The 25,482-nt window shown below is 66.0% G+C and carries 16 protein-coding genes and 1 tRNA gene; 8 read left to right on the plus strand and 9 right to left on the minus strand.

The window, feature by feature from the left end; all coding sequences use genetic code 11:
- Positions 1-4 precede the first annotated feature (4 nt).
- Positions 5-331: a hypothetical protein gene (locus SUTH_RS11750; RefSeq protein WP_041099456.1), complete on the minus strand. Its 327-nt coding sequence runs from the start codon at positions 329-331 to the stop codon at positions 5-7.
- Positions 318-596, minus strand: coding sequence for a hypothetical protein (locus SUTH_RS11755; protein ID WP_041099458.1), 279 nt, complete (start codon positions 594-596; stop codon positions 318-320). The genes SUTH_RS11750 and SUTH_RS11755 overlap by 14 nt, the downstream gene beginning before the upstream one ends.
- A gap of 624 nt (positions 597-1,220) precedes the next feature.
- Between SUTH_RS11755 and SUTH_RS11765 the strand changes: the two genes are divergently transcribed.
- The 5 genes from SUTH_RS11765 (at position 1,221) to SUTH_RS11785 (ending at position 6,117) form a co-directional block, all read left to right on the plus strand.
- Positions 1,221-1,451 carry a type II toxin-antitoxin system Phd/YefM family antitoxin gene (locus SUTH_RS11765; RefSeq protein ID WP_041099462.1) on the plus strand — a complete coding sequence of 77 codons (231 nt, stop codon included), beginning with the start codon at positions 1,221-1,223 and terminating at the stop codon, positions 1,449-1,451.
- The gene (locus tag SUTH_RS11770) at positions 1,448-1,879 is read left to right on the plus strand and encodes a type II toxin-antitoxin system VapC family toxin (protein WP_041099464.1); all 432 of its coding nucleotides are present in this window, start codon (positions 1,448-1,450) and stop codon (positions 1,877-1,879) included. The genes SUTH_RS11765 and SUTH_RS11770 overlap by 4 nt, the downstream gene beginning before the upstream one ends.
- Before the next feature lie 10 nt (positions 1,880-1,889).
- Positions 1,890-3,404, plus strand: coding sequence for a lysine--tRNA ligase (lysS, locus tag SUTH_RS11775; protein ID WP_041099466.1), 1,515 nt, complete (start codon positions 1,890-1,892; stop codon positions 3,402-3,404).
- Positions 3,404-5,287: a bifunctional tRNA (5-methylaminomethyl-2-thiouridine)(34)-methyltransferase MnmD/FAD-dependent 5-carboxymethylaminomethyl-2-thiouridine(34) oxidoreductase MnmC gene (mnmC, locus tag SUTH_RS11780; protein WP_041099468.1), complete on the plus strand. Its 1,884-nt coding sequence runs from the start codon at positions 3,404-3,406 to the stop codon at positions 5,285-5,287. The genes lysS and mnmC overlap by 1 nt, the downstream gene beginning before the upstream one ends.
- Positions 5,288-5,373: 86 nt before the next feature.
- Entirely contained in the window at positions 5,374-6,117 is a 744-nt protein-coding gene (locus SUTH_RS11785; protein WP_052473581.1) for an outer membrane lipoprotein, read from the plus strand.
- On the opposite strand, the gene SUTH_RS11790 is transcribed toward SUTH_RS11785, so the two are convergent.
- Positions 6,054-6,995, minus strand: coding sequence for a M48 family metalloprotease (locus tag SUTH_RS11790; RefSeq protein ID WP_041099471.1), 942 nt, complete (start codon positions 6,993-6,995; stop codon positions 6,054-6,056). The genes SUTH_RS11785 and SUTH_RS11790 overlap by 64 nt on opposite strands.
- Before the next feature lie 40 nt (positions 6,996-7,035).
- Positions 7,036-8,454, minus strand: a complete 1,419-nt coding sequence (gene gltX, locus SUTH_RS11795; protein ID WP_041099473.1) for a glutamate--tRNA ligase — start codon at positions 8,452-8,454, stop codon at positions 7,036-7,038.
- A 98-nt stretch (positions 8,455-8,552) separates the two neighbouring features.
- On the opposite strand from gltX, the gene SUTH_RS11800 reads away from it, so the two are divergent.
- Positions 8,553-8,627: transfer RNA gene (locus SUTH_RS11800), tRNA-Val, on the plus strand.
- A 38-nt stretch (positions 8,628-8,665) separates the two neighbouring features.
- Here the strand turns inward: SUTH_RS11800 and SUTH_RS11805 are convergent.
- Genes SUTH_RS11805 through SUTH_RS11820 form a run of 4 tightly spaced genes read right to left on the minus strand, consistent with a single transcriptional unit; the run spans position 8,666 to position 19,562 of the window.
- A complete protein-coding gene (locus SUTH_RS11805; RefSeq protein WP_041099475.1) occupies positions 8,666-15,283 on the minus strand; it encodes a SwmB domain-containing protein in 6,618 nt (2,205 codons plus the stop codon).
- Positions 15,284-15,304: 21 nt separating this feature from the next.
- Positions 15,305-16,471 carry an HlyD family efflux transporter periplasmic adaptor subunit gene (locus tag SUTH_RS11810; protein WP_041099477.1) on the minus strand — a complete coding sequence of 389 codons (1,167 nt, stop codon included), beginning with the start codon at positions 16,469-16,471 and terminating at the stop codon, positions 15,305-15,307.
- Complete coding sequence (locus tag SUTH_RS11815; RefSeq protein ID WP_052473582.1) at positions 16,468-18,231, minus strand: ATP-binding cassette domain-containing protein; 1,764 nt, start codon at positions 18,229-18,231, stop codon at positions 16,468-16,470. Before SUTH_RS11815 ends, SUTH_RS11810 begins: the two co-directional genes overlap by 4 nt.
- Positions 18,228-19,562 carry a TolC family protein gene (locus SUTH_RS11820; RefSeq protein WP_171817358.1) on the minus strand — a complete coding sequence of 445 codons (1,335 nt, stop codon included), beginning with the start codon at positions 19,560-19,562 and terminating at the stop codon, positions 18,228-18,230. Before SUTH_RS11820 ends, SUTH_RS11815 begins: the two co-directional genes overlap by 4 nt.
- 153 nt (positions 19,563-19,715) lie before the next feature.
- On the opposite strand from SUTH_RS11820, the gene SUTH_RS11825 reads away from it, so the two are divergent.
- Both SUTH_RS11825 and SUTH_RS11830 read left to right on the plus strand, forming a co-directional pair.
- Complete coding sequence (locus SUTH_RS11825) at positions 19,716-23,552, plus strand: AAA family ATPase (RefSeq protein WP_041099481.1); 3,837 nt, start codon at positions 19,716-19,718, stop codon at positions 23,550-23,552.
- Positions 23,553-23,579: 27 nt separating this feature from the next.
- Positions 23,580-24,071, plus strand: coding sequence for a flavodoxin family protein (locus tag SUTH_RS11830; RefSeq protein WP_041099483.1), 492 nt, complete (start codon positions 23,580-23,582; stop codon positions 24,069-24,071).
- A 60-nt stretch (positions 24,072-24,131) separates the two neighbouring features.
- On the opposite strand, the gene SUTH_RS11835 is transcribed toward SUTH_RS11830, so the two are convergent.
- The gene (locus tag SUTH_RS11835; protein ID WP_041099485.1) at positions 24,132-25,373 is read right to left on the minus strand and encodes an aspartate kinase; all 1,242 of its coding nucleotides are present in this window, start codon (positions 25,371-25,373) and stop codon (positions 24,132-24,134) included.
- Positions 25,374-25,482: the final 109 nt, after the last annotated feature.

Genomic DNA, 25,482 nt, shown 5'->3' on the forward strand with positions numbered 1-25,482 from the left:
GAGCTTACTGCCTGCCATAAGTGCTGTCGTGGTCCGGTGCGACGGTCAGCAGGCGGATGAAGTCGCCATCGCGGTAGGCGGTGGCGCGGCGCGATTGTGTGATGCGGAGCGAGTAGATGGCATCGATGCCGGCGGGAGGCTTGACGCTGAGTATCTTCTCCCAGTGCAGCCCCTTGTCTCGATATACCTGGTTCCAGGTCATTTGCCGCAGGCGGCCAAGGGTATCGAGTGCGGCGAGTCGTTCCGGCTTTTGCAGCGTGAGCAGGTTTTCCTGAAACACCGGGTTGTTCAAATCAAGCCTGACCGTCGTCTCGGTCTCAGCCTTTGCCACGAAGTTTCTCCAGCACGGCACCGGACTTGCGGTCGGTCGGCGGATTGTTCTGCGCCCAGGTCATGGCTTCCTGGAGTTCGGCCGCGGCCTGCGGCTGGTGCAGCCAGCGTTCGTTGTCGGGAATCACCGTGGCGGTCCGCACCAGCCAGACGCCCGGTTCCCGTTCCTCGACAAGCACCTGCCGCCCGGCGAATTGCTTGCCGAGCGAAATCTGCCCGTTGGCGCCGATAATCTTTACGCTGGATTGAATAGGTGTCGCTGTCATGATTGAGCCTCCTTTACCCACTGCACGACGGCACTATAGCACTAATATAGGAACGACGGACAAGGTCGACGCCGATCTCGACCAGGCCGAAAAGCGGGTGGCCGAGCATTTCCAGGAGAGCAGCGCCTACCTTTCTGATTGGTTGTTGTAGGGTCCGCCTGACCAATCGCTGACGGCCTACGTCCTCTTCGTTACTCGGAGGTGGAGGGTCTCAGTTTTCAGAATTTTCCGAGGCAAGATGATGTGAGATAGGGAATACCGCCTATTTGCAACAGGTAATGCGAAGAGAATATCTTACTTTACCGGTGGCGCACTGGATGAGCCACCTAGTCGATGTACCAGATATCATTAACATTGATGGGAGGTAGTAGAACGTGGATGCGAGTTCGCCAGATAGAGAAGCTGCCGTTCAATGCGATTTTCGACTGAGCGGCCGGTAGCCGGAACAATGCCGCCCGACACCGCCCATCTGGCAAATGGCAGGTCAGCCCGAAATCCTGGCTCCTGAGGGCCAAGCGGCATTGCATTGCCCCCCGCACTATCCACCCCGCCGTGATCTCCGCCAGCCCATCCCGCCCGAAATGCGTCACAATATCGCCCGTTGTGACACGAGAAGGATTTTCCATGCGAACCATCACCATCCGCGAGGCGCGCGAGGGGCTTTCCCACCCGGAACAGTTGTTCGCCGACGATGACGAAGTCATCGTCACCCGGCGCGGCGAGCCGGTGGCGCGCATCCTGCCGCCCAGCCCGCGTCCGCGCCTGCGCTCGCTGAAGGACTTCCTCGCCAGCCAGCCGATGCAGACCGTCCCGAGCGAGGTCTTGCTCGCGGAAGAACGGGAAGACCGCGGTTGAACGCCTACATCGACACCAGCGCGCTGGCCAAGTGCTATATCCGCGAGCCGCGCTCGCTGGAAGTGCTGGACTGGGCGGAAGGCCACGGCGAGACGGCCACGGCCGCTCTGACGCTGGTCGAATTCCGTTGCCTGCTGGCGCGCCGCCGTCGCGCCGGGGATATCGACGCCACGCTGGAGCGCATGGCCCTGGCCGAGTTCGACAACCATGTGCGCAGCGGTTCCTGGCGCATTCATCACGGCAGCTTCGGCGATTTCGCGACGGCGCGCGACCTGATCGACACGCTGCCCAACCACCCCTTGCGCGCGCTCGACGCGCTTCACCTGGCGGCGGCGCGCGGCATCGGCGCCGACAGCTTCGCCACCGCCGACAAGACCCAGGCCGAGGCCGCCGCGGCGCTCGGCTTCACCGTTCATCGTTTCTACTAAGCCACCCATCATGACCGATACCACCCAAACCACCCCCGTCGACGAAAACCGCCTTATCGCCGAACGCCGCGAAAAGCTCGCCGCCTGGCGCGCCACCGGCAAGGCCTTCCCCAACGATTTCTCGCGCGAGAACCTCGCCGGACGGCTCGACGAACTCTACAGCGCCAAGACGCGCGAGGAACTCGAAGCCACGCCGATCGAGGTCAAGGTCGCCGGCCGCATCATGTTGAAGCGCGTCATGGGCAAGGCCAGTTTCGCCAGCATCCAGGACGTCTCCGGCCGCATCCAGATCTTCGTCAGCAACGACATCACCGGCGAGGAAACGCACAAGGAATTCAAGGGCTGGGACCTGGGCGACATCGTCGGCTGCGAAGGCACCCTGTTCAAGACCAAGACGGGCGAGCTGACCGTGCAATGCACATCGATCCGCCTGCTGACCAAGTCGCTGCGGCCGCTGCCCGAGAAATTCCACGGCCTCACCGACGTCGAGCAGAAGTACCGCAGCCGTGAGCTGGACCTGATCACCAACGAGCAGACGCGCTTCACTTTCGTCGCCCGCAGCCGGATGATCCAGTCGATCCGCAATTACATGATGCACCACGGCTTCCTCGAAGTCGAAACGCCGATGATGCACCCCATCCCCGGCGGCGCCGCGGCCAAGCCCTTCACCACGCACCACAACGCACTGGACATGGAACTGTTCCTGCGCATCGCGCCGGAGCTGTATCTCAAGCGCCTGGTGGTCGGCGGCTTTGAAAAGGTCTTCGAGGTCAACCGCAATTTCCGCAACGAAGGCCTCTCGCCGCGCCACAACCCCGAATTCACCATGATGGAGTTCTACGAGGCCTACACGGACTACCGCCGCCTGATGGACTTCACCGAAGGCCTGCTGCGCCACTCGGCGCGCGAGGCGCTGGGCACCGAGGTGTTCGAGTACCAGGGCCGCGAACTCGACCTGTCCAAGCCCTTCGCCCGGCTGACCATCGTCGGCGCGATCCACCAGTACCACCCCGGCTACAGCTTCGAGCAGTTGAACGACGTCGACTGGCTGCGCCAGAAACTCGCCGATCTCAGGGTCGACATGAAGTCGCCGCACATGGCGCGCGCCGGCCTGGGCACGCTGCAACTGGCGCTGTTCGAGGAGACCACCGAGGCCGAGTTGTGGGATCCGACCTACATCATCGACTACCCGGCCGAAGTCTCGCCGCTGGCGCGCAGCAACGACGACAACCCGGACATCACCGAACGCTTCGAGCTGTTCATCGTCGGCCGCGAAATCGCCAACGGCTTCTCCGAGTTGAACGATGCCGAAGACCAGGCGGCGCGCTTCATGCAACAGGCCAAGGCCAAGGAAGCCGGCGACGAGGAAGCCATGTACTACGACGCCGATTACATCCGCGCGCTGGAATACGGCCTGCCGCCCACGGGCGGCTGCGGCATCGGCATCGACCGCCTGGTGATGCTGCTGACCAACTCGGCATCGATCCGCGACGTGATCCTGTTCCCGCAGATGCGGCCGGAATAATGTTTCCGCTGGTCCCCGCCGAACTTGCGTTCGCCGGGGACGGCACGCCGTTCTCGCCGCTTTACGGCGACATCTACCATTCCGGCCAGGGCGGCCTTGAACAGGCCCGCCATGTCTTCCTCGCCGGCAATGGCTTGCTGGGGGAAAACGCACGCTGGTCCGACAGGCCGCGCTTCGTCATCCTCGAAACCGGCTTCGGCCTCGGACTGAACTTTCTCGCCACCTGGCAGGCCTGGCAGACGACCCGCGCGCGCACCGGCCGGCGCCTGCATTACGTCGCCGTCGAAAAGCATCCGTTTCAACTGGACGACCTGAAACAGCTGCACTTGCGCTGGCCCGAGCTGGCGCCGCTCGCCGCACGGCTGCAGGCGCAGTGGCCGCTGCCGCTGCCGGGACTGCACCGGCTGGATTTTGGCGACGTGATCCTGACACTCGGCTTCGGCGACGCCGCGCAATTGCTGCCGCAATTGACGCTTGCCGCCGATGCGATCTATCTCGACGGTTTCGCGCCGGACAAGAACGCCGATCTCTGGTCCGACGCGATCGCGGCGCAGTTGCGCCGCCTCGCCGCGCCGGGCGCCACGCTGGCGACCTGGACCACCGCCGGCGAGGTGCGCCGCCGTCTCGCCAGCGCCGACTTTTCACTGGAGCGGCGGCCCGGTTTCGGCAGCAAACGCGAAATGCTGGTCGGACGCCTGCCCGGTAACCCACCGGCGCCAGGCGCATCGGCACGGCGCATCGCGGTCATCGGCGCCGGCATCGCGGGCGCCTCGGCCGCGCATGCGCTGGCCCGGCGCGGCCATCGCGTCACCGTGGTCGACGCCGCCGGCGGGCCCGCCAGCGGCGCCTCCGGCAACCTCGCCGGCGTCTTCCGTCCGCTGCCGGCGCTGGACGACGGCCCGCTCGCGCGCGTCCTGCGCGCCGGCTTCCTGCTCGGCCGGCGCCGCTTCGACGAGCTGCCCGGCCTGCGCGCCGGCTGGACCGGCGTGCTGCACATTGCGCGCGATGCGCCGCACGAAGCTGTCCAGCGCCGCATCGTCGAAGAACATGCCCTGCCGGCCGACTTCTGCCGCTTCGTCGCGCGCGACGAGGCCTCGCGCCTGGCCGGACGGCCGGTCGCGCTGGGCGGCTGGTGGTTTGCCCAGGCCGGCTGGATCAACCCGCCCAGCCTGTGCCGTGCCTTGCTGAGCGACATCGACTGCCGCTTCGATTTCGCCGTCGCGCGACTGGAACGCGGCGGCAACGGCTGGCGCCTCAGCGGAAACGGCTGTCGCCTCGGCGGCAACGCCGCCGACATCGAAGTCGATGACGTCGTCCTGGCCAACGGCATCGGCGCGACGTCGCTGCTGCCCGATCGCTCACTGCCGATCCGCGCGGGGCGCGGCGCGGTCAGCTACATTCCCGAAACGGCGACGCCCGGCCTGGACATCGTTGCCACCCGGCTCGGTTACGTCACGCCGGCGATCGACGGCCTGCATTGCGTCGGCGCGACGCTGGCCGCGGCCGATCTCGACGCCGCGCCGCGCCTGGCCGACCATGTCGAAAACCTGCACCGGCTGGAGATGGCCTTGCCGGGCTTCGGCAAGGGGTTCGATCCGGCGACACTGGATGGCCGGGTCTCCTTCCGTCCGCTGTCGCCCGACCGCCTGCCGATCGCTGGACCACTGGCCGGGCCACTTACTGGACCAGCGGCCGGTTCTGACGGCTTGTGGATCAGCAACGGCTTCGGCGCGCGCGGCCTGGTATTCGCCTCGATCTGCGCGGAATTGCTCGCCAGCCAGTTGAGCGGCGATCCCTGGCCGATCGAACGCGATCTTGCCCGCGCCGTCGATCCGGCGCGCTACCGCCAGCGCGCCCTGCGCCGCGGCCAGGCAGGTTTGTAACAGATGTAACAGGCTTTTGCGGCTGTCCCGGCGCGGCCCGGCCAAGCGTTAATGTGCCCATACGCTTTACACACAAGGAGCACATCATGGAAGCAACGCACGTCAGTCCGGCCACGAGCCACATCTCCCATACCCACCCGCTGCTGCTGGTCGCGGCCGCCTCGGTCACGGTACTCAGCCTGGCCGGCGTTGCCACGCTCGCCGGCTGGATGCCCGGCCCCCACGGCGCGGAGCCGGCCAAACTGGCGGCAGCCGCGCCACAAGCCACGGTGGCCACGCTGGCCCCGCCGATCTCCGTCCAGCAGACCGTGACCCTGTCCCAGGCAAAGCCGGCTGCGGCAAAGCCCGCCGAACGCACGCCCGCCAGCATCCGCCGTACCGCGTCCGGCACCTACGGCCCCGCGGTCGCCGTGTCGCCAGCGCCGACTTATGCCGGTTCCACGCCAGCACCCGCAACGATCTGCCGCGACTGCGGCGTGGTCCAGGCGGTGAATGAGGTGGTCGTGGAGCCGAAAGGCAGCGGCGGCGGCGCGGTCGCCGGCGGCCTGGTCGGCGGCATCATCGGCAACCAGATCGGCAAGGGTGCCACGCGCGACATCGCCACCGTGCTGGGCGCCGTCGGCGGCGCCTACGCCGGCAACCACATCGAAAAATCCACCAAGGAAAGCAAGCGCTATGACATCGTGGTGCGCTTCGAGGACGGCAGCACGCGCACCTTCAGCAGCGACTCGCCACCGGCCTGGCATCGCGGCGACCGCGTCCGGCTTCAGAACGACGGGCTGATCTTCGACGGCGGCAGGTCGGGCGCCAGGGATTTCGGCGCGGCCTGATCGGCAGCGCCCGCAACGGCCGGGGTTTCCGGAGGAAGCTGCGGGCCCTGCATCAGGCTGGCGATGCGCCGCGCGGATTCGCGCAGCTCCGCGGTCCAGTCCGGCTCGTCGGGCAGGGCCGGCCGCAGGGCTTCCAGTTGATCGCCGACCTCGCGGCCATCCCAGCCGGCGGCGGCCAGCAGTTTCATGGCAAGCGATTCGGCCTCGCGCATCTGCAAAGGGCGATCGCTGGCGCGCAGCGCGCGCGACCCGGCAAATGAAGCGACCGACGTCACCGCGGTGGTCGTGACGGCCGTGCTGGCCGCGGTCGTCGCGGCCGCAGTGGTCGCCGCGCTCGCGCCGCTGGAGAACCAGGCCCCGATGTTGAGCACCGGAAAAAGCAGTTGCGCAGCCACCGCGATGAGAACGCTGGTGGTCACGTTCTCGTCGTGATGGCCAGCGATGATATGGCTCATTTCGCGCGCCAGGATAAACGCCAGCGCCGCATCGTCGAGATCCAGTCGCCGCACGCCGCGATAGATCACCACGGTCCCCGCCGCGCTGGAGGCGGCCCCCGGATCGGCCTTGTCGGCAATGAGGAACTCGAAACGCGGAAAGCGCAACTGCAGGTCGGCATGCTGGCGAAACGCCGCCCAGGCGAGGCGCCTCCCGATCGCAAGAACGCGCTGATCGAACGCCCAGTCCACCGCGCACTCCGTCTCGCGGCACGCAGGGGCATCCGTGGCCGTGACCAGTTGCAGGTGCATGTCGAATTCGGAGTAAACCGCGCTGAAGCCCTGCAAGGGCTGCGGGGGAACCAGCTGCGAACGTCCCTCGGGCGAGGTGGCACAGGCCGTCACAAAAAACAGCAACAGCACGGGCAGCAGAATCGACGGCATCAGGCCTCCGCCGCCATGCCCGGGCAGGAGCGAACGGCTGTCAATCGGCTTCGGCGGGCAGCACGGCGGCCAGCCGCGCCAACACCCGCTCGCGGCCGAGAACCTCCAGCACGGCATCGATGGAAGGCGACTGCGGAAGCCCCAGCAGCGCGACGCGCAAGGGGATCGCCAGCTGCGGCATTTTCAGGCCGGACTCGGCGGCGCTTTGCTTGACCGCCTGCCCCAGCTCGGCCGCCTGCCAGTTGCACGCTGACAATCGCTGATGCAGAAGGCGCAAGCCCTTGAGCGCGGCTTCGGTGAAGTGCTGGGCACGCAGTTCTTCCGTCGGCTTCGGCGCGACATGGAAGGGATGCACCGCATCGGCCAGTTCGTTCAGGTTGCCGGCGCGATCGCGATACAGCGCAACCAGCTTCGCCATCTCCGGGCCGCCGGCAACCGCCACGCCCTGAGCCGCCAGCCGGCGCGTCGCCTCGGCGGCGAGGCGCTGCGGATCGGCCAGCTTCAGGTAATGCGCGTTGAGCCAGTTGAGCTTCTCGGTATTGAACTGCGCGGCGGAGGCCGTGATGTGATCGAGATCGAACCACTGCACGAATTGCTCCATGCCGAAGACTTCCTCGTCGCCATGCGACCAGCCGAGCCGCGCCAGGTAGTTCAGCACGGCCTCCGGCAGATAGCCATCCTCGTCGTATTGCATTACCGACACCGCCCCGTGGCGCTTGGACAGCTTCTGCCCGTCGTCGCCGAGGATCATCGACAGGTGCGCATACTCGGGCACGGCGGCGCCGAGCGCCCGCAGCAGGTTGATCTGGCGCGGCGTGTTGTTGACGTGGTCGTCGCCGCGGATCACGTGGGTGATCTCCATGTCGCGATCGTCGACCACGACGCAGAAGTTGTAGGTCGGCGTGCCGTCGGCGCGGGCGATGATAAAGTCGTCGAGCTCCTCGTTGGCGAATTCGATGCGGCCCTTGACCAGGTCGTCCCAGGCGACGACGCCATCCAGCGGGTTCCGGAAGCGCACCACCGGCTGCACGCCCGAAGGCGGGGTCGGCAGCGCCTTGCCCGCTTCGTTGGCCAATGAGGGCCGCCAGCGCCCGTCGTAGCGCGGCTTCTCGCCGCGTGCGCGCTGCGCTTCACGGAGCTGGTCGAGTTCTTCGGACGGCATGTAGCAATGGTAGGCCGTGCCCACTTCCAGCATCTGCTGGATCACTTCCTTGTAGCGGTACATGCGCTGCATCTGGTAGAACGGGCCTTCGTCGTGCGCCAGCCCCAGCCACTGCATGCCGTCGATGATCGCCTGCACCGCCTCGGGCGTCGAGCGCGCCACATCGGTGTCCTCGATGCGCAGGATGAAGCTGCCGCCGTGCCGGCGCGCATAGGCCCAGGAAAACAGCGCCGTGCGGGCGCCGCCGATGTGCAGGAAACCGGTGGGACTGGGGGCGAAGCGGGTGCGGACCGTCATGGAAATTCAACGCGTGTGGAAAAAGCGGATTCTACGTCACGCCAAGGCTCCGATTGACCGTCACAGGCCCTTTGTGGTTAAATGCGCGCCTCTTTCGCGGGCGGTTAACTCAGCGGTAGAGTGCCACCTTCACACGGTGGAAGCCACTGGTTCGATCCCAGTACCGCCCACCAAATGCATTTGCATGAAGTCATGATCGGGGTAAGCGAGTTCAGACCATGACGCTATGGTTGACCAACCCGATATCGATTGCGCCGGCATAGCTCGCGGAACCGACATCGAGCGCGAAGCGCGATTCGAACACATCCACATCGAGCGTATCGAGTTCGCCCTGGACGCGCAGCAACGGTCCCATGCTGATATCGATGGCTGAAAAATCGATATTGAGCCAGTCCGCGTCGGTCAGCCCGAGAAGCTCGCCCAGCGGCAACTGGGCTCCGGCGGAGAATCCGCCTTTCAGGAAATCGAGCTGATACCCGAGACTCAGGCCGACTTCCGTATCGTTGGAGAACATCGCCGTCGGCACGATGTCGAGCGTGTAGGTGATCAGGCCATCGTGATTGGCATCATGTGAGCCGGCATTCGAGATTTGCAGGGCGCCCGTTCCATTGGCGGTGAAGGCATGCGTGGTGTTGTCTTCCAGGGTGACCAGATAGGACATATCGTCGATGGAAAGCGTGAAGTCCTGCGAGAAATTCACTGCCTGGGTGACGTCGAGGTCCGCAGCCTCGAAGGTGAAGCCGAGATTCAGCCATTGGGTAATCTGGTCGATCGTCGCTTGCGGCACGGCGGCTATTTCGAGCACCTGCTCGACGCCGAATTCGAGGTTGTACGGACTGGGGATCGCGTCGATGACCGGGTGGATCGTGGTGGCGGCCCCCGCGGTGACGGCGGACGCCGCGGCCTTGGCGATTGCCTTGACGATGGCCACATACGCCGCATCCAGGTCCACGGTGACCGCGACCACGGGATCGCTCTCGCCATAGGCGGCGTAGAAACCCAGCGATCCGGTATTGGCGCTGGTGGTGTTGCCCATTACGTCGTCGGTGAACAGGTTGAGATGGAGCAGCGAACTGGCGGTTTCATCCGTCATGTCGAGGACGAAGATCGGCACGCCTTCGGCTTCGCCATCCAGCGTGTCCCAGATGTTGGCCATCAGGCCCGTCGCGATGTCCTGCACGGTTTCGGCAAGGGTCGCCGCATCGCCCAGGCTGTCCAGGCCGTATTGGTCCATGAATTCTTCGCTGAAATCGAATTTCGCGTTGATGATGTTGAAGAACGCACTGCTGATCTCGGAAAAATCGACGCTGGCATAGGGGAAGGGGCCGATCTGCTCCTCGAACGTGCCGGTGGTCCAGATGTCCGCCGTGGCCGGAACGTAGGTGGCCGCCTTGCCCTCGGTCTCAAGGGTCGGGATGGCGATTTCGATGCTCAGGATGTCCTGGGTCAATGCCTCGACGAACGGAACCTCGAACGGCTCCAGTTGCGTCGTGTCGAGATCGATCAGCACCATCTTGCCGACTTCGATGTCGCCGCCGGTCATCTCGCTCAAGCTATCCGCAAAGCTTTCCGTGGATATCGGGAACTGGATGGCGAGACCATCCGAGGTCGGCGACAGGTCGTATACCGTCGTGTTGTCCACGACCAGCTTGCCGTCGATGAACACGTCGAAATCGGCGCCGACATCGTAAAGCAGCGCCGCATAGAACTTGGCGTTCGGGCTGATGGTGTCGAAGGCCACGGCATCGCCGGTGGTCATGTTGGTCATCGTCGGCGTGATGGTCAGCATGTCCGCGGCCTTGTTGTACTGGGTCGCCGAGGTCAGCTGGTAATCGATGTCGGCATCGACCGAGCCCATGTCGAGCTCGAAATCCACTTGCAGTCCGACTTGCGCGAAGACTTCCGAATCGACCTTCAGCGCCGTATCGAATTCGACCTTGTCGTTGATGGTCGCGAGAACGGCCATCACGCCGTCCCGCGCAAGGTCATAGACGCCCTGCGCGACGTCGTAGATGTCCTGCTTCACCTCGTTGTATACGTGTTCCGCCGTCGCAAATACGGCTTTGGCTCCGTCGAACACCACTTGCGCCGCCGAATTGGCCACACCCGCCGCGGCGTTGTAGACCGCGAGCGCGGTATTGTAGATGCCGGTGGCAGTGGTCTCGAAGGCGTATTTGGCGGCGTCCCAGATCGGTACGGCCACGTTGTAGGCGACGTCGGCAATGCCCCAGGCTATGTCATTGGCAACATGCCCGGCCGCATTCCAGAATTGCCCCCACCCGTCCAGGCTGTGATACCAGTTGTCGTACGACGCATAGGCGTTCCACGCCGCGTCATGCAAACCGGTGGCAACCGTATGGAACAGATAGCTGGCCGAGTCGTAGAGACCGTGCGCAACATCATAAGCACCCTTCGCCGCCTGGAAGGTGGCCTGAACGGCGGCATCGACGGTGCGGGCGCCAAAGTAGTACAGATTCTCGGCGGTCTGGAAGACGGCTTTGGCGGTATCGAAAATACCCTTGGCCACGGTATCGACGGCAACCGCCGCGACATCGAATACGGCCTTGGCGGTATCGAGGACGGAGCTTGCCGCGATGGCGGCGGCCTCGATGACCTGCGAAGAATCCAGATCGACGTCGATCACGCTGAACTCGCCGCTGCGCCAGTAGTCCGGGTTGGCCGCGTCGTCCCACTCGCCGGTCGCCTCGTTCCAGACGATGGGCGCGTCGCCGAGGAGCGGAATGTATTCATGCCAGCCGATGTAGCCGTTGAAGTTGCCCCACATATTCTGGTTGGCGGAGGCGAAATTCAAATCTTCCGTCGATGAGGCAACGTCGTAGACGAGGTCGATCGTGTGGACGTTATCGCCCAGCGGGTCACCGCCGGCGTCCTTCCCGGTCACGGTGACCAGCAGGTTCTGGTGGATGTCCGAGTCTTCGGGGAACTCGACGGTGAAGGTGTCGCTGCCGTCGAAATTGACGACGCCGGCGGTCACATCTACAGCAGCGCTATTTCTCACCACCGCGCCACCGGGCAGGCCGTCAAAAATCAGGTCGGCGCTGGCGGCGCCGTTCAGCCCGGTCGTCACTGTCAGAACGATTGCATTGACATCGGCGCCGGCGGACACCACCACCGACAGCGTCGGCGCCAAGGCGTTGACGCTGGTGTTGGTGACGGACTGCTCGGTCAGGGTGACGGCGTCGTTGCCGGCGGTGTCCTGAATCGCCGTGGCGTCATCCCCCACGGTTGGGTCGGTGTAGGTGACGGTTACTGCCTCGCCGTAGGCGACTGCCGCCGCCAGCGTCAGGGTAACGGTCCTAGCGGTGGCATCCACTACCACGGCAGTTGGATCAGCTTGTGCTGTGCCGTCGACGTTCACGATGAAATCACCGGCGACGGGCGCGTTGGCGGCGTCCAGCGCTTCGCTGTAGCTCAGCACCAGAGTGTCGCCGCTGACGGTTGCGCCGGAGAACACCGGCGCGGCGACGTCGGCGGTGGTGTTGGTCACCGGGCGGTTTGCCACGCTGATGGCGTCGTTGCCAAGCGCATCCTGGATCGCCTCGGTGTCGTCGCCGGTGCTCGGGTCGACATAGCTCACGGTCACCGCCTGACCGTCGGTGACCGCTGTCGCCAGCGTCAGCGTGACGGTCCTCGCGGCGGCATCCACCACCACGTCGGTCGGTGCCGCTTGCGCGACGCCGTTGACCTTGACGGTGAAGGCATTGACCAGCGGAATGTTGCTCTCATCGAGTTCATTGCTGTAGGTCAGCACCAGGGTGTCGCCGCTGACGGTGGCGCCGGAAAGCAGCGGTGGCGTGTGGTTGCTCACCGGCTGGTTGCTCAGACTGACGGCGTCGCTGCCGATCGCGTTCTGGATCGCCGCCGCGTCATTGCCGGCGGTCGGATCGGCATAGCTGACGGTCACCGCCTGTCCGTTGGTGACCGCCGCCGCCAGCGTCAGCGTGACAGTTCTCGCAGCGGCATCGACCGCGACGGCGCTCGGTGCGGCTTGCGGTGTGCCGTTGACCTCGATGGTGAAGGCGTTGGCCGGCGGAACGTGGGCCGCGTCGAGCGCGTCGCTGTAGTTCATCACCAGCGTGCTGCCAGTGACGGTGGCCGCGGAAAATACCGGGGGCGTTTCATTCGTCACCGACTGGTTTTCCACGGTGAAGGCGTCGTTGCCGGCGACGTCCTGGATCGCATCGGCGTCGTTGTCGGTGGTGGGGTCGGTGTAGCTCAGCTTGACTGTCTGCCCGCTCGTCACGGCGTCGGCCAGCGTCAGCGTGACGGTCCGGGCGGCGGAATCCACCGCGACATTGGTCGGCGCCACCGGGTCCGCGCCGCCGACCTTGACGGCGAAGGCTTCGGGTAGCGGAACGTTGCCCGCATCCAGCGCGTCGTTGTAGGTCAGCACCAGCGTATCGCCGTGAACCGTGGCGCTTTCGAGAATGGGCGTATCGGCTGCGTTGTTGGTCACCGGCAGGTCCGTCACGCTGGCGGCATCGTTGCCGACCGCGTCCTGGATCGCATTGATGTCGTTGGCGGCGGAGGGGTCGGTGTAGCTCACGGTGATGCCGGTCTGGCCAAAAGTGATCGGCGTCGCCAGCGTGAGCATGACGGTTTTGGCGCTGGCATTGACCGTGAGGCCGGTCGGCGTCGCTTGCGCCACGCCGCCCACTTTGACGATGAAGGCGCCGGCCGGCGGGACGTGCGCGGCGTCGAGCGCTTCATCGCAATTCAGCACCAGATACTTTCCGTTCTCGGTGACGACCGCATTGGCGAACACCGGCGCGGCCGCGTCGGGCGTCTGGTTGGCCACCACCCGGTTGCCGATGCTGACGGCGTCGTTGAGGCCGCTGTCCTGAATGGCGTTCAGGTCGTTCGCGGCGCTCGGATCGGTGTAACCCACGGTCACCGTCTGGCCGTGGATGACCGGCGCCGCCAGCGTCAGCGTGACCGTCCCGGCGTCGGCATCCACCACGACGCCGGTCGGTGCGGCTTGTGCCGTGTTGTTGACCTTGACAGTGAAGGCATCAAGCGGCGGAAGGTTGTTCTCGTCGAGGTCTCCGGCGTAGGTCATCACCAGCGTGCTGCCGGTCACCGTGGCGCTCTGGTACAGCGGGGCATCGGGGGTGTTGTTGGTGACCGCGAGGTTGGTCAAGGTGCTGGCGTCGTTGCCGGCCAGGTCCTGGATCGCGGCAAGGTCGTTGTCCTCGGTCGGGTCGGTGTAGCTCACGGTGATGCCGGTCTGGCCGTAGGTAACGGGCGACGCCAACGTCAAGGTGAGGGTTTTCGCGGCCGAATCGACCACGCCGGCAACCGGTGCGCCTTGTGCGATGCCGCCAACCCTGAAAGCGCTGGGCAGCGGCATGCTGGTCGCATCGAGCGCCTCGTTGTAGGTCAGCACCAGCGTCCTGCCGCTGACGGTGGCGCTGGAGAATACCGGGGCGACGGTATCGACACTGATGGCGCGGGTACCGGCGCTGCCGGTGTTGCCGAGGACGTCGGTCTGGGTGGCGGACAGGGTTTCGGCGCCCTGCCCCATCGCGGTGAGGTCGGCGTCGGTGAGGGTGTAGCTCCAGGTGGTGCCGCTCACCGTGGCCGCGCGGGTGTTGCCGCCGATGCCCAAGTCGACCGTCGCACCGGTTTCGTTGGTGCCGGTGATGACGCTCTCGACTTCGTCGGCGTTGATGATGTTGTCGGCGGCGACGGCATTGATAGTCGGCGCTGGCGGGGCGGTGGCGCCCGCTCTGACGGTGTTGAGCACATCGTCGATGAAGTCGCTATCGACCACCGCCGCGCCGGCGATGACCGCGGACTGCCCTGCGGCCGAGAGGGTGCCGCTGGCACCGGTGATGTCGATGGCGGCGACGAGGTTGTCGATGATGGCCTGGCTGTCGCCGCTGCTGGCGAAGTCGGCGCCGGACAAGGCGGCGAGGATGGCGCCGTATTTCTCCCCTGCGCTCATCCCGTCTGCCGCGTCGTAGCTGCCGCCATTGGTGGCGACGACGCTGGTGCCGGTAAGGTCGGTCAGGCCGAAGGCGGCGGCGACGGCGGCATTGGCGTTGGCCACCGCCGCGGCGTCGGCGAGGCCGCCGCTGCCGTCGGCGGCAAGGCCGGCCTTCTGTGCCGCAATGGTGGTCAGCGGGTTGATGTTGAGGGTGAAGGTGCCGCCGGTGACGACGCTGGTGGCCATGAGGTTGGCATTGAGGTCCTTGGGCACTCCCGTGGCTTCGTCGAGGTAGTCGTCGCCGCCATTGGCATCCACCAGCCGGGCGATGACGATGCCGGTGTAGGCGCCGACATCGACGGTGAATTTACCGCTGGCGTCGAGCGTGGATTCGCCCAGCTTGGTCGTGCCGTTGGCGGCGTAGATTTCGACCTTGAGACCGCTGCCGGCAAGAACGGGGCCGGCGACGACGGTGCCGGTGATGATGTTATTGACGGCTGCCGCGACGGCACTGCCGCCGCCACCACCGCCACCCGCCAGCGCAGCGCCGCCGAGGGCCATGCCGCCCAGCCCCAGTCCGCCGAGACCACCCGCCGCCGCGCCCGACCCGGCGGCGGCCTCCCCCGCTGCCGGCGCACCGGATGCGCCCCCGGTGGTTTCGCCTGCCGCAGCCTCGGTGGCGACACCGGTATCGGCTTGTGCCAGTTGCATGGAGGCGTCGGACGTAGCGGATGTGGCGTCGCCTTCCGCCTGCGCTGTTGCTTGGCCATCGCCTTCGCTGACGTCGCGCATTTTGCGCTTGGCGCTCTTGACCGGTGAAGCCACGCCGTGGTTGTTGGCAATGGCGTTGATCAGGCCGTGGAGGTCGAAGTTGCCCATGATGTGCTTCCTTTGATGGAATTAGCGTTCCGTTAGCGATTCGGCAAGAGTCTTGGTGATCGGTTTGGTGATGTAGGCGAGCACGCTCTGGCTGCCGGTGGTGATGTCCACCGTGGCGGTCATGCCGGGCTGGATCGCCACGGGCTTGCCGGAGTGCTCGCGGTTGCGGGTCGCCAGGGCGCTTTCGTCGATGCGGATGTGGACGCGGTAATACGCCTGGTCGCCGTGCTGGGTTTTCTCGAAGAGGGCGTCGGGGCTGATGTAGATGACTTGTCCGCGCAGGACGCCGTAGATGCTGTAGTCGAAGGCATCGAGCTTGACGGCGGCCGGCAGGCCCTTGCGGATGTAGGCGATGTCGGCGGGCTTGAGCTTGGCTTCGACCACCAGCGCGCTGCCGGTGGGCAGCAGTTCCATGATGACGTCGCCGGGGCGCACCTTGGCGCCGGGCGTGGTCAGCTGGATGTTGTTGACCACGCCGTCGGCGGGCGCCGTGATCTCGGTGCGCTCGAAGACGGCGGTGCGCTCGGCCAGCGCCTGCTGCTGGGTGGAGAGGTCTTCCTCGGCCTTGGTCATCTCGGCCTGGGCGTCCTGGAAGTATTTGTTGCGCCGGTTGGTGATCTGGCCCTTGAGGTCGGCCACCTGCTTCTGCAGGCGGATGACTTCGGCCTGGCCGATGTCGCCGGTGGCCAGCAACTTTTCGGAGAGCGTGAGTTCTTCGCGCACCAGCCCGAGGCTTTCCTGCAATGCGGCGACTTCGGCCCGGATCGCCCCCTGGCGGCGCTGGAAGAGTTCGGTCTGGTTCTGCACGAAAGCCGGATGGGCGCGCACATCCTCGGGGAAGGCAAGCGGGCGATTGAAGACTTCGGCCTGCAGGCGGATCAGCGCAGCCTTCAGCGCCGCCACCTTGCCCAGGCTGTCGCGCCAGGCGGCTTCGGCCTGGCTGCGGTCGAGCCGGGCGAGCACCTGCCCCTTCTTCACGTTTTCGCCTTCGCGCACCAGCAGGCTTTCAATGACACCGTCGTTGGCGGACTGGATCACCTGGGTGCGCGAGGTGGCAATGACCTGCCCTTGGGCGCGGGCGATCTGGTCAAGCTCGGAGAAACCGGCCCAGGTGCCGAGGGTGGCGACGATGACAAACACCAGAAGGATCAGCCAGCGGCTGCCCGGCGCGGGTTGAAGGAAGTTCATGGGGTCTCCTCCGGGTTGCCGGGGTGCGAGTCGGAGTGCGGGCGAGCCTGGGCGGCGCTCTGACGCAGCCGCTCAAGCACGGCCGCCTTCGGGCCGTCGATGACGCCGCCACCCGGCAGCAGGACGATGAAGCGGTCGACCAGACCGAGCAGGACCGGCTTATGGGTGACGAGGATCAGCGTTTGCGCCGGGGCGATGGCCTGGCGCAATGCCGCAAGGCTCTTTTGCTCGGTGGCCTCGTCCATGGCGGCAGTGGGTTCGTCGAGCAGCCACGCGGCGGGACGGGAGAGCAGGAGCCGGGTAAGCGCGACGAGCTGCTTCTGCCCACCCGATACGCCCTTGCCGCCTTCGAAGATGGGCATGTCCAGCCCCTGCGGATGGCTGGCGATGAGTTGATCCAGGCCGATGCCGCGACTGGTGTCGAGCAGAGCGGACTCGCCGACATCGCCGAGTCCGACCATGAGGTTGTCGCGCAAGCTTCCGGCCAGCAGCTTTACGTCCTGCGGCAGATAACCCAGGCGCGCGGACAAGCGGGCGCGGTCGATTTGCTGGATGTCCAGGCCGTCGAGCAGCACCTGCCCTTCGCCCGGCGCGAAGAGGCCGGCCATGATCTTGAGCAGGGTGGATTTGCCCGCTCCGACGGGGCCGAGGATGGCGACTTTCTCGCCGGGGCGGATCAGGGTGAGCGGCAGGCTCAGGGGGCGCGGGCGACCGGGGTAAGCGAACTTGAGGTTATCGATGCGCCATTCGCCGTGGATCTGCTCGGGGCTCAGGGGCCGCGCCACGGCATGGTTGTCGCCTTGCAGGGCGAAGACTTTTTCCAGGCTGTCGAGGGCGGAGCGGGCATGCGCCCACTGCACGATGAGTCCGGGCAATGCGGCGATCGGCCCGAGCACGCGCCCGGAGAGGATGGCGCAGGCGATCAGCCCGCCCATGGTGAGGTCGGTGCTGGTGGAGGCGATCCAGGCGCCGATGGCGACCAGCAGGATGTAGCTGGCCTGCTGCATGAAGGCGGCGAGATAGGTGGCCTGCTCGCTGTAACGCTGGATCTGCACGTCGTCGTCCACGGCCTGGCGGCTGAGCGTGTTCCAGCGCTCGAGCTGCCGCGCGCCGGCGCCGGCGGCCTTGATGCTTTCCGCGCTTTCGACGGTTTCGACCAGCAGGCCGAGTTTGCGGTTGGCGGCGGCATTGCCGGATTCGGCATGGCGGGCGATGCGCTGGCGATAGAGCAGGCCGATGGCGAGCGCCAGCGCGAAAAAGACCACCGGGATGGCGGCCATCTTCACCCCGGCCAGCAGCGCGATGACGGCGAGGAAGATCAGCGCGAAGGGCGTATCGACGACGAGGTAGAGGGTGGCCGAGGAGGCGAACCGCCGGATCATTTCGTAACTGCGCAACTGGGCGGAGAGCGTGCCGACGCTGGCCGGGAACTGATCCATGCGGATGCCCAGCAGCCGGGCGAAGATGGCGTCGGAGAGTTCGAGGTCCATGCCCTTGACGCCGGACTCCAGCACATGGGCGCGGGCAAACTTGACGATGAGTTCGAGCACGATGGCGATGAGCACGCCGACGGTCAGGACCAACAGCGTGGAGATGCCCTGGGTGGGAATCACACGGTCGTACACCTGCATGCTGTAGAGGGCGGCCGCCAGGGCGAGCAGATTGGCCAGCAAGGATGCCGCCGCGGCCTGGACGAAGATGTCCTTGCGCGCCAGCAGCGCGTTCCTGAACAGGGCGTAGGCGGTATGGGCGGTGGTCACAGCATTTCCCCGATGTGCAGGCGCAAGCGGGCGCGCGCGGCGACCAGTTGGGCTTCGACGTCGGCCAGCGCCGTCTGTGCCTGGATCAGTTCGCGCGCGGCATTGATGACATCCAGCCAGTTGCGCTTGCCGGCGACGAAGAGGCGGTCATAGGAGGCCAACACCTCGGCGCTGGCCTTGAGGGTGCGCTGGAAGTGCCGCTTGCGGTCGCTGCCGGCCAGATGCTCTTCGTAGTCGGTGGTGATGGTTTCGGTCAGGTCGCGGCGGGCGGCGTCGAGGTTTTCGCGCAGGCCGATGATGCGGGCTTCCGCCGCGTCGATGTTGGCGCCGGCGGAGAGGCCGGCGCCGGGCGTGTATTCGAGGACCAGCATGACGCGGCTGTCGTTGGCGGTGATGCCGGTAGCGGGCGCGTTGCCGCGCTGGTGCTGGGCGCGCAGGCTCAGGGTCGGCCACAGCGCGGCGCGCCGCTGCTGCGTTTCGTGCCGGGCGGTTTCGATATCGGATTCGAGGCGCTTGAGCGCGGCGGAGCGGGCGAAGGCCTGCGCGACGAGCGCGTCGAGGCCGGGCAGCGGAATGTCGACGCCGGCGACCGCATCCGCGACGACGAGGTCTTGCGCGCGCAAGGGCTGCCCGATCATTTGTGCGAGCCGGGCCAGCGCGCTGCGCTCGGCCGAGCGTGCGGCGGCAAGGTCGCCCTGCGTTTGCGCCAGGCGCGCCGCGACCAGTTCGCGATCGACCTGGCCGGAGGCGCCGCCCTGGATACGCCGACTGACGCTCTCGGCATAGACATTGAGCAGAGCGACGCCCTTGTCCAGCGCCTCGCCGCGTCCGCGCGCCTGCACCCATGCCGCCCAGGCGGCCGTAACGCGCAGGGCCAGCGTGTATTGGGTGTCGTTGACCGATACCCGCGTGGCATTCTCGCGCGACTGGGCGGCGTCCAGCCCGGCATCGAGCCGGCCGCCCGCCCACAGCGGCTGTTGCAGCGTCAGGACGGTGGTGGACTCGCCCTTGTCCTGCAGCAACTGAACCGACGGGGTCGGGAAATACTGCGCGCGCGCCGCATCGACTTCCGCTTGCGTGGCCTTGACTTCGGCATGACGGGCGGCAATGCCGGGGTGATGCCGGATGGTCCGGGCGATGAGTCCGTCGAGGCTGTAGGGCGGCGTGGCGTGGGCGGTGGCGATTCCCAGCAGCGCCAGGCAGACAGGCAGCAGCACAACGCGGCGAACCGTCCGTTCACAACCGGTGCCTCCGGCAAACCGCCAGTCGCCGTCTCGCCAGCGCCGACTCTTGCCGGTTCCGCTTGCAACTCCGTGAAATTCCTTTTGCATTGCCTGCACCATGAACAATGTGCGCCAACCAAGCGGGTTGTTTATCGATTCCGATCGTCCTCCGCTGGCGTTGGCTCCTATAATTGCGTACAGCCGTTAGCGGATCGTTAGCGGAGCCCGAAGGGCTTTTTTGCCGCCACATTCACAACAACGATGAATTCCTCACCGCGACTCCAGCTGCGCCTGCTCGGCGGCTTCACCCTCGATCGCGACGGGGAACCGTGCAAGCTGGCCTACGAGAAAGGGCGCGCGCTGCTGGCCTACCTGGCGATGGAGCCGGCCCGGACGCATACGCGATCGTCACTGGCCTCGATGTTCTGGCCGGACCTCGCCCACGACGCGGCATTGGCCAACCTGCGCCAGATCCTCCACAGCCTGCGCCAGACACTCAACGCGGCCAGCCCGGCAACGCCCTTGTTGCGAGTCGACCGGGAATCCGTTCGCCTTGACCCCGAAGCCGGCCTCGCGGTCGATGCCGTCGAGTTTTCCGCCGCCCCCTCCCCTTGCCCGGCAACGCCGGACCCCGCGCACTGCATGTCGTGCATTGCCGGCATGGAAGCCATGGAACGGCTGCTTGGCGGCGAATTCATGGACGGATTCGCGCTGCCCGAATGCCCCGGCTTTGAAGAATGGCTGCAAGTCCAGCGCGAAGCCATGCACCTGCATGCCCTCGGCCGGCTGGTCCGTCTGTCGGACTGCCATGAGCGAATGGGGGCCTGCGACAAATCGCTGCCCTTCGCGCAGCGCTTCCTGGAACTGGAGCCGTGGAACGAGGAAGGCCTGCGACGGGTGATGCGGCTGCTTGCCCTGAACGGACAGCGCGCCAATGCGCTTGCCCGGCACGAAGCCTTTTGCCGCACGCTGAAGAAAGACCTGAGCGTGTTGCCTTCGGACGAAACCCACATGCTCGCCGAGCGCATCCAGCGCGGCGAGTTGTCGCCCGACCGGCGCCGCATGGCGGATGCCCTCCCCGTGGCCGCCCCGCCGCCGGCCGCCGCGGAACGGCGGCAAGTCACGGTGCTCTACTGCGAACTGGTTGCGGTCGGCGTCGACGATCCGGACGAAGCCCTGGCGCTGCTGCGCGAACCGCAGGCACTATGCAGCGAAATCATCCGCGACAAGTCGGGATATCTGGTGCAGATCCGCGGCGGCAGCCTGCTGGCCTATTTCGGCTATCCGCGGGCCAGCGAGAATGCGGCGCGCCTGGCGGTGCAGGCCGCGCTCGAAGTGACGCGCACGGCATTCGCCGGCCTCGAGTTGCGCGCCAGCGTGCACACCGGAATGGTGATCAGCGGCGATCGCCAGGTGCCCGACGCCATCGGCGCCACCTCCGGGCTGGCGATCCGCCTGCGGCAACTGGCCGATCGCGGCGAAGTGGCGATCAGCGCGGCAACGCAGCGCCTGGTGGCGGGCTATTTCGACTGCCTGAGCCTGGGCCAGCAACACTTGTCGGGCGTCACGCGTCCGCTGGAAGTCTTTCGGGTCAGCCGCGAAAGCGGCGCGCGCGACCGTCTCGAAGCCGCATCCGCGCTGACGCCGCTGATCGGCCGCAAGCGGGAAATTGCCAGCCTGCTCGCGCTGTGGCGGGAAACACTCGCCGGCAAGGGGCGATTCGTGCTGCTGCGGGGCGAGGCCGGGATCGGCAAATCGCGCCTGGTGCTGGCGCTGAAGGACGCCATCCCCGACCCGGCCGCCAGGGTGCGCGAACTGCGCTGCGTTCCCGAACACAGCCAGTCGCCGTTTCATCCCCTGACCGCGCTGTTCGGATTCACCCTGGCTTTTTCGTCGGAGGATTCACCGGCGTCGAAATTCGACAAGCTGGCGGCCTATGTCGAAACGAACTACCCGAAGAACGATCCGGACACCGTTGCGCTGCTGGCCCGGATGCTGGGGCTGCCGGTGCGGGCGCCCTACCGGGAGCCGGCCTCGTCGCCGCAGCAGCAGCGCGAGAGAACGCTTGCGATCCTGCTCGATCGCCTGTGCCTGCTCGCCTCCCGGCAGCCGATGCTGCTGGTGGTGGAAGACCTGCACTGGGCCGATCCATCGACGCTCGAACTGCTGAACCTGTTCATCCAGCGGACGCCGGGGGTGCCGATACTCACGGTGCTCGCCGCCCGACCCGGGTTCAAGCCTTCCTGGGACGAGAATCTGGTCCCGACGCTGACCCTGAATGCCTTGAACGACGCGGATACGGCAGTGCTGATAAAAGCCGTGGCGCCCGAGATTCCCCCGGCCTCGATCCCCCGCATCATCGAGCGCGCCGACGGCATTCCGCTGTTCGCCGAGGAATTGGCGCGCGAGATCGCCGCCACGGACCAGCCGGCGATTCCGAGCACCCTGCACGACCTGCTGATGGCCCGCCTCGACGGCATGGGCGAAGCAAAGACCGTGGCCCAACTGGCGGCGGCCATCGGGCGTGAATTCAGCGTCGACTTGTTGCGCAAGATAGCCCCTTTCGACGATGCGACACTGAAGGCGCTGCTGGGCCAATTGCGGGATGCGGGACTGCTGCTGGGCGACATCCGCAGCGACATGCATTTCAGGCACTCGCTGATTCGCGACGCCGCGTATCAATCGCAAACACGCGACGAGCGGGCGGCGACCCACCGCCGCATCGGCGCCGCACTGGAAGCCGCCGGAACCGGCATCCGGCCCGAAGTCCTGGCGCAGCACTGGGCGGCGGGCGGAGAAGCGCGCGAAGCGGTGACCTGCTGGATCGCCGCCGGGAAGCTGGCCAGCCAGCATTCGGCGAGCCAGGAAGCCCTGGCACATTTCAAGTCGGGCCTCGCGTTGATCGAGGCGCTTCCGGCCGGGCCGGAAAGATTGCGCATGGAACTCGATCTGCAAATCGGCCTCGGCTCGGCGGCAACGGCGACCCAGGGTTACGCCTCGGCGGAAGGCGCGGCGGCGTATGCGCGAGCGATGGCCCTGTGCGACTGGCAGGAAAGCGGGCCGGACATGTTTCCGGCGATATGGGGACTGTGGGCCAGTGCAAGTTCGCGCGACGGCTACCCGCACGCCCTTGAACTGGCGCACCGGCTGCTGCGCATGGCAGACCAAGACGACGACCCGATCCATGCCGCGCAAGGCCATTTCGCGGTCGCCGACACCCTGTATTGGCAGGCCGATTTCCACGCCGCGCGCGAGCATCTGGAACATGCCGTGGCGACCTGCCTTCCCGCCCATCACAAACGTCATGTCGCCGATTTCGGCGAAGATGCCGGAGTCACCGCTGGTTCCTATCTCTCGTGGGTACTGTGGTTTCTCGGCTTTCCCGACCAGGCGCGCGAGACGAGCCGCAAAACCCTGGTCCTGGCGCGACGCCTTGGGCATCCCTACAGCCTGGCATATGCGCTGACGTTCGCCGCAATCCTCCATTGCCGCCTGCGCCTGCCGACAAAGGCACTGTCGCTGGCGAAGGAAACCTTCGAAGTGGCGAGCCAGCACGGCTTTCCGCTGTGGCAAATCGGCGCGATGCTGTCGAGCGGCTGGGCACGGGTCATGCAAGGCAAGCACGACGGCATCGAGTCACTGCAGCACTGTGTCGAAACAACGCGCGCGGCGATGGGTGGCGTGACGCTGGTCGTCCTCGAACCGCTGGTCGATGCATACGTTGCCCTGGAGCTCTTCGATGCCGCGCTGAGCGTGAATGAGAATGCGCTGGCAACAGGCAGCGCAATCGGCGACCATCACGTCGACGCCGAACTGCACCGTCTCAAGGGCGAGTCGCTGCGCGGGCTGGAAAATGCATGCGAAGCCGAGGCCTGTTTCCACCGGGCGCTCGAGATCAGCCGCGGACAGCATGCAAAGTCGCTGGAGTTGCGCGCGGCCATGAGCATGGCCCGACTGTGGCAAACGCAGGGCAAGCGGGATGAAGCTCGATGCCTGCTGGAAGAGGTCTATCACTGGTTCACCGAAGGTTTCGGGACGCTTGATCTCCAGAATGCACGCGAACTCCTGCATTCCCTCGGCGGCAAACCCGCAAGCTGACCAACGCAACTGGACGCATCGTTTCGCATGAAAACCCTTCTCGTCGTCTACCACTCGATGACCGGCGGCACCGAACAGATGGCGCGGGCATTAGTCGCCGGCGCCGCCACGGAGAGCGGCGTCACGACGCGCCTGCTGCATGCCGCCACCGCGCAAGCGACGGACGTGCTGACCGCCGATGGCTATGTGTTCGCCACGCCGGAAAACCTCGCGGCAGTCTCGGGACTGATGAAAGATTTTTTCGACCGCTGCTACTACCCGGCGCTCGATCAAATCAACGGCCGGCCCTACGCGGCGCTGATCTGCGCCGGCAGCGACGGTCAGAATGCGGCGCGGCAGATCGAGCGCATCGCTACCGGCTGGCGCCTGCGGGCCGTGGCCGACCCGCTGATCATTTGTACCCACGCGCAGACGCCGGAACGGATTCTTGCGCCGAAAACCATAGCCGCGGCGGACCTCGACCGTTGCCGGGAACTGGGCGCGACGCTGGCGGGCGGGCTGGCAATGGGCGTGTTCTAGCATTCCAGAAACGAAAACCCCGGCACAAGGCCGGGGTCCGTTCTTTGCACGGCAGAAAATTCAAGCCGGCTGCTGATCCAGTTCAAACACCTTGTGCAGCACGCGCACGGCCAGCTCAAGGTACTTCTCGTCGACCACCACCGAAATCTTGATCTCGGAGGTGGAGATCATCTGGATGTTGATGCCTTCCTCGGCCAGGGTGCGGAACATCTTGCTGGCGACGCCGGGGTGCGAGCGCATGCCGACGCCGACGGCGGAGACCTTGCAGATCTTGTTGTCGCCCTCGATGGCGCGCGCGCCGATGTGCGGCTTGATCTGGTCTTCCAGCAGCTTTTTGGTGCGGGCGAACTCGCTGCGATTGACGGTGAAGGAAAAGTCCGTGGTGCCGTCGTGGCCGACGTTCTGGATGATCATGTCGACATCGATGTTGGCGTCGGCGATCGGGCCGAGGATCTGGTAGGCGATGCCGGGCCGGTCGGGCACACCGAGCACGGTCAGCTTGGCTTCGTCGCGGTTGAAGGCGATGCCGGAGATGATGGGTTGTTCCATGGTGGTGTCTTCCTCAAGAGTGATGAGCGTGCCGCTGGTCTCCTGGCCTTCTTCCTCGAAGCTGGAGAGCACGCGCAATTTGACCTTGTACTTGCCGGCAAATTCGACCGAACGAATCTGCAATACCTTGGAGCCGAGGCTGGCCATTTCGAGCATTTCCTCGAAGGTGATGCGATCGAGCTTGCGCGCCTCGGGCACGATGCGCGGGTCGGTGGTGTAGACGCCGTCGACGTCGGTGTAGATCTGGCATTCGTCGGCCGCCAGCGCGGCCGCCATGGCGACCGCCGAGGTATCCGAGCCGCCGCGCCCGAGCGTGGTGATGTTGCCGTCGGCGTCAACGCCCTGGAAACCGGCGACGATGATCACCGTGTCGTCGTCGAGATCGCGGCGCATGTTGGCGTCGTCGATTTCGAGAATGCGCGCCTTGGTGAAGGTGCTGTCGGTCAACACCTTGACCTGGCCGCCGGTGTAGCTCCTGGCCTTGAGGCCGAGATCGCGGATCGCCATCGCCAGCAGGGCGATCGTGACCTGCTCGCCGGTGGAAATCATCACGTCGAGCTCGCGCGCGTCGGGCTGCGGCGAAACATCCTTGGCCAGGGCGATCAGGCGATTGGTTTCGCCGCTCATGGCGGATACCACCACCACCAGCTGATGCCCCTGCGCCTTCCAGCGCGCGACGCGCTTGGCGACGTTGCGGATGCGCTCGGGCGAGCCCATCGATGTGCCGCCGTATTTCTGAACAATCAAAGCCATTGCCGTGGTTCGTGAGTTGGAAAACGCGCAATTTTACCCGATAGTCCGCGCCGCCAGACAAGCGCCGGCGAATACCCGTTGCCGCACCCGTGTTATTCCCACGTACTAA

This window comes from Sulfuritalea hydrogenivorans sk43H (genome assembly GCF_000828635.1).
GTDB lineage: Bacteria > Pseudomonadota > Gammaproteobacteria > Burkholderiales > Rhodocyclaceae > Sulfuritalea > Sulfuritalea hydrogenivorans.

Excerpts from the sequence above, each read along its gene's own strand:
- SUTH_RS11810 (WP_041099477.1), bottom strand. The coding sequence starts at position 16,471 with ATGAACTTCCTTCAACCCGCGCCGGGCAGCCGCTGGCTGATCCTTCTG.
- SUTH_RS11835 (WP_041099485.1), bottom strand. The coding sequence starts at position 25,373 with ATGGCTTTGATTGTTCAGAAATACGGCGGCACATCGATGGGCTCGCCC.
- SUTH_RS11790 (WP_041099471.1), bottom strand. The coding sequence starts at position 6,995 with ATGCCGTCGATTCTGCTGCCCGTGCTGTTGCTGTTTTTTGTGACGGCC.
- gltX (WP_041099473.1), bottom strand. The coding sequence starts at position 8,454 with ATGACGGTCCGCACCCGCTTCGCCCCCAGTCCCACCGGTTTCCTGCAC.
- SUTH_RS11785 (WP_052473581.1), top strand. The coding sequence starts at position 5,374 with ATGGAAGCAACGCACGTCAGTCCGGCCACGAGCCACATCTCCCATACC.
- SUTH_RS11820 (WP_171817358.1), bottom strand. The coding sequence starts at position 19,562 with ATGCAAAAGGAATTTCACGGAGTTGCAAGCGGAACCGGCAAGAGTCGG.
- SUTH_RS11755 (WP_041099458.1), bottom strand. The coding sequence starts at position 596 with ATGACAGCGACACCTATTCAATCCAGCGTAAAGATTATCGGCGCCAAC.
- SUTH_RS11765 (WP_041099462.1), top strand. The coding sequence starts at position 1,221 with ATGCGAACCATCACCATCCGCGAGGCGCGCGAGGGGCTTTCCCACCCG.
- SUTH_RS11830 (WP_041099483.1), top strand. The coding sequence starts at position 23,580 with ATGAAAACCCTTCTCGTCGTCTACCACTCGATGACCGGCGGCACCGAA.
- SUTH_RS11825 (WP_041099481.1), top strand. The coding sequence starts at position 19,716 with ATGAATTCCTCACCGCGACTCCAGCTGCGCCTGCTCGGCGGCTTCACC.
- mnmC (WP_041099468.1), top strand. The coding sequence starts at position 3,404 with ATGTTTCCGCTGGTCCCCGCCGAACTTGCGTTCGCCGGGGACGGCACG.
- SUTH_RS11805 (WP_041099475.1), bottom strand. The coding sequence starts at position 15,283 with ATGGGCAACTTCGACCTCCACGGCCTGATCAACGCCATTGCCAACAAC.
- lysS (WP_041099466.1), top strand. The coding sequence starts at position 1,890 with ATGACCGATACCACCCAAACCACCCCCGTCGACGAAAACCGCCTTATC.